Source organism: Vibrio ichthyoenteri ATCC 700023 (assembly GCF_000222605.1).
Lineage (GTDB): Bacteria > Pseudomonadota > Gammaproteobacteria > Enterobacterales > Vibrionaceae > Vibrio > Vibrio ichthyoenteri.
Window position 1 is genome coordinate 1 of the sequence record NZ_AFWF01000068.1, and the last position, 4,191, is coordinate 4,191.

The window sequence follows — 4,191 nt, forward strand, 5'->3', positions numbered from 1 at the left end:
AATTTGGTTGGTGGTCGGCGTGATTAGGCCGTAGCTCGAACTCGTGCCGTTTCATCGCAATATTCATGCTCAGCCAGCATAGTGCTCGTTTACCTTATCACGGCAGTTTATTCTTGGTGGTTACGCTAACAGCGTTATTTTTACTGAGTGCCTTGAGTGATGTATCGCCCGCGATGATGTTAGTCCTAGCTGTTTCGCAACCTCTCATTTTGCTGTTATTTGCCCATCAATTACGCTTATTCCCACTGCCATTTTCAGCGGTAAAATTAGCATGGCAAAGGTTTCGCGTATGAGTAGAGCCATCTCTCTTCCTCATTTAACCGGCTTGCTGCTTGTCTGTTTCATTCTGTCGCTTGCATGGTTAACCAATCCCCATCCAGCCATCATTATTGCACTGGGTTTATTACCACTCGGCGCACTCTTTGTCATCAACCAAATCTTTTGGATGGTAAGCTTATTTGTGCTGTTTTCTTTTTTTAGAATCCATGAAGCGTTTCCTGTCATCTATAACTTACGAATCCCATTATTACTCTCTTTGGGTGCTCTCAGCGCATTATGTTTTCATATTTTGATCAGTAAACAAATCAAACCATTTTGGCACCCTTGCCTTGGTTGGCTGATTGCTTTTTGGCTACTCATTTTCATCGGAATTTTATTCGCATCAAACCTTGGCGTTGCCTTTGAGTATTTTAAAAATGTTTACTGGAAAATCATCATCATGACACTGGCAATTGCTTGGCTAATTGAAAGTGAACTGAGCCTAAAACGAATGGCAATCATGATCGTACTAGCGGGCTTACTAATTGCCAGTGTCGCCATCAGTAATGCCTTGGGCGGCATTGGATTAGTTGAAGGATCGCGCGTAACCATTGGCCGAGACTTAGGTTCAATGCTAGGTGACCCTAACGACCTTTCACTGGTACTAATGTTCCCGCTCGCTTTTTCTCTGAGCTTGATGATGACGAAACAATTAGGCTGGGTGCGTATTCTAGGCGGCGTGTGTACTGTCGCGGCATTTTATGCGGTTATCGAAACCCAAAGTCGCGGTGGATTACTCGGCAGCCTTGCCATATTAGGTATTTTTGGCCTCAAGTACATTCGCTCCAAATTTTTACTCGCTCTACTGGGGACGATCGCCGTAGCAGTATTGTTTACCATGGCCGGCATTTCTGATCGGCAATCAGGTGGTAGCAGCGAGGCCGGTATTGATGAATCGGCGATGGGACGCCTATATGCATGGGAAGCGGCGTTCAAAATGGCATTAGATAGACCACTAACTGGTGTTGGCATCGATAATTTTTACTTCAATTACTACTTTTACAGTTCGCACTGGGATGGTTTAAATCACGCAGTACACAGTACTTGGTTTGGGGTAATGGCTGAAGCTGGTTTCGTTGGTTTATTTGTTTTTATCGGCATCATTGTTACGGTGATTAAAACCAGCCGTAAAAACCTACAAGCTTTAAAAGAAAGCGCGCATCACTTTTCTCCTTATGTCCACGCAACGGCTTTCGCCGTTTACGCCAGTTTGATCGGCACCATTGTGTCGGGAACCTTTTTGACTCAGGGCTTTAACTGGCCAATTTACATCCTTTCTGGCCTTGCTATTGCCTGTCATCGCATTATTCACAATGACTCTCAAAATGAGAATGACAATACAACCCGCAAACATGTCAACATAAACAACTGAATTTAAAGGCATACTTACTTGGCACGCAATATGAATTAGTTAGCTAAACACAATAATTAACGAGGCTTTTTATGTCAGTTTCGTCCCTTAAAATTTGGCTACAAACCCATCCTGATCCCCGCTATAGGAAACTATTTCAGTGGCTAAAAACAGCTCGCGCGGCAGATCTTCCGACCCCCCGCTGGTGGAATGTATCATTGTTTCATACGGTTCAAACACTGTCGCAAATTGTACACACTGTAATGCGGGTGCTCATTCATACTCCTGCATTTAAAGGGCGAACCCGTCGCTGTGGTAAACAGCTTTACCTCTATGGGGGGATACCTTTTGTCTCAGGGCCTATCGAAATCACGATCGGTAACCAATGCCGAATTTCTGGCCATACCACTTTTTCTGGGCGATCCCAAACCAAGCAACCCGCCTTGATTGTCGGCAACAATGTCGATATTGGATGGCAAAGTACCATTGCAGTAGGTAAAAAAGTGGTGATTGAAGACAACGTTCGCATTGCATCCGGGGCCTTTATCTTTGGCTATTCAGGCCATGCATTAGATGCACAGTTACGAGCTCAAGGCGCGGCGGATGATGATGCCAATGTGGGAGACGTGACGATAAAACGTGATGCCTGGATTGGTACCAATGTCACCATTTGCCCCAATGTCACTGTCGGCGAGGGGACGATAGTTGGCACCGGCAGTGTTGTTACCCATGACCTACCCGACTTTGTCGTTGCCGTTGGTAATCCAGCTAAAGTGGTACGCTACCTCAAGGAGCAAAATTATGCGTGATATGATTGTTTTCGGCGAAGATTTTGGCGGATTACCATCAAGCACCCAACACTTGATTCGTAATTTACCCCAAATGAGAAAGATCATTTGGGTCAATTCAATTGGGCTTCGACAACCAAAATTAAATAGTGGCGATTGTTATCGAGCAATGTCCAAACTCTTTGGACAAGCAAAGCGTGGATTTTGCACCCCATCTCAAGTACCAGACAATGTTCACATCGTTAATTTACGCACTATTCCTGCACCTGGTAGCCAAATTAGTCGCCAATTAGCAAGATCGATGATGTTGCAGCAACTGTTACCCATTCTTGAACAGCACCATATCGATAAGCCTATTTTATGGAGCTCGCTACCAACCGCCGCGGATCTATGTGGTCACCTCAACGAATCAGGCGTGATCTACTATTGCGGGGATGATTTTTCCGCGCTTTCCGGGGTCGATCATGACGTGGTCACAGAACATGAACATAAAATGGTTAAAAAGGCTAATATCATATTCGGTGCGAGCGAAGCGATATGCGCCAAGTTTCCCTACAATAAAACCGTATTGCTACCGCATGGCGTTGACCTTGAATTATTCAGCCAGCCAGTGCCAAAAGCAGATGATTTCCCGACAAGTGGCAGACCCGTTGCTGGGTTTTATGGCAGCTTGTCTAACTGGTTGGATTACGACTTAATCAATCTCGTTGCCCTAAATTTACCTGGGTGGGATTTTATCTTTGTTGGCCCCAACGAGATGTCCTATAACCCACTACCTAAACTGAGCAATGTCCATTATTTAGGACCCCGCCCTCACCATCAATTACCCCGTTACAGTCAGCATTGGCAAGCGAGCCTATTACCGTTTAAATCCAATCGACAAATACAGGCCTGTAACCCACTTAAACTGCTTGAATACCTTGCAGCTGGGTCGCCTATCGTGGCAACACCCTTCCCGGCGTTAGATCGTTACAATAAATATATTAATATCGTTGATAATGCTCACGAGATGAGTGAGGCACTCAAAATTACAACTTATGAAGCCAAACGATCAGCAGATATTGTGGCTTCCGATAGCTGGCGAGCACGGAGCCAATTTGTGCGCTCGCTACTGGATATGTTATGAGTAGCGTTACTTTGCGTCTCGCCGAGATTTTAAATGCCGCGTGGCGTCAACGTTACGTGATCATTCTACCCGCGTTGATCTTACCTTTTGTCGGCTTATTGGTCGGTAAATTGGCCCCTACGGTGTACGTCTCACACACCAGCATGTTGATCCAAGAAACAGCGAAAATGAATCCGTTCTTGGAAGATATTGCCGTTTCAACCATGTTAAAAGAACGCCTAAATGCGCTAAGTACGCTGCTAAAAAGTCGCCATGTCTTGCACTCGGTGGCTTCTGAGCAAGGTTTAATTAATAGTGATATGTCCCCTCTACAGCAAGAACGAATTATCCAAAATTTGTCGGCCAACCTTTCTGTCACTCAACCTGGTAAAGACTTTCTGCAAATAAAGTTAACCGCTGATAAGCCCGAAGGTATGGCATCGCTATTAACCGCCATCAGTGAACATTTTATTGAACAACTTTTAGCACCGGAGCGCTCATCAATACGTGACTCAAGTGAGTTTTTGACCATCCATATTGAAAAGCGTCGCAACGAGCTAGATCAAGCAGAGCAAGCTCTGGCCGAATATCGTAACCAAAATCTCGCCGTAACCCCTCGAAATGCAAAA

General features: G+C 45.1%; 5 protein-coding genes. All 5 read left to right on the forward strand.

The features are described from left to right. Positions 1-65 precede the first annotated feature (65 nt). The gene (locus RH85_RS23150) at positions 66-293 is read left to right on the forward strand and encodes a hypothetical protein (RefSeq protein ID WP_006711330.1); all 228 of its coding nucleotides are present in this window, start codon (positions 66-68) and stop codon (positions 291-293) included. After that, a complete protein-coding gene (locus RH85_RS06080; protein WP_006711331.1) occupies positions 290-1,690 on the forward strand; it encodes an O-antigen ligase family protein in 1,401 nt (466 codons plus the stop codon). Before RH85_RS23150 ends, RH85_RS06080 begins: the two co-directional genes overlap by 4 nt. A gap of 71 nt (positions 1,691-1,761) precedes the next feature. Then, the gene (locus RH85_RS06085) at positions 1,762-2,478 is read left to right on the forward strand and encodes an acyltransferase (RefSeq protein ID WP_006711332.1); all 717 of its coding nucleotides are present in this window, start codon (positions 1,762-1,764) and stop codon (positions 2,476-2,478) included. Then, positions 2,471-3,583 carry a glycosyltransferase gene (locus RH85_RS06090; protein ID WP_006711333.1) on the forward strand — a complete coding sequence of 371 codons (1,113 nt, stop codon included), beginning with the start codon at positions 2,471-2,473 and terminating at the stop codon, positions 3,581-3,583. Before RH85_RS06085 ends, RH85_RS06090 begins: the two co-directional genes overlap by 8 nt. Next, positions 3,580-4,191 (forward strand): Wzz/FepE/Etk N-terminal domain-containing protein (locus tag RH85_RS06095; protein ID WP_006711334.1); only part of this gene is annotated, 612 nt, incomplete at its 3' end. The genes RH85_RS06090 and RH85_RS06095, both read left to right, overlap by 4 nt.

Excerpts from the sequence above, each read along its gene's own strand:
- RH85_RS23150 (WP_006711330.1), top strand. The coding sequence starts at position 66 with ATGCTCAGCCAGCATAGTGCTCGTTTACCTTATCACGGCAGTTTATTC.
- RH85_RS06080 (WP_006711331.1), top strand. The coding sequence starts at position 290 with ATGAGTAGAGCCATCTCTCTTCCTCATTTAACCGGCTTGCTGCTTGTC.
- RH85_RS06085 (WP_006711332.1), top strand. The coding sequence starts at position 1,762 with ATGTCAGTTTCGTCCCTTAAAATTTGGCTACAAACCCATCCTGATCCC.
- RH85_RS06090 (WP_006711333.1), top strand. The coding sequence starts at position 2,471 with ATGCGTGATATGATTGTTTTCGGCGAAGATTTTGGCGGATTACCATCA.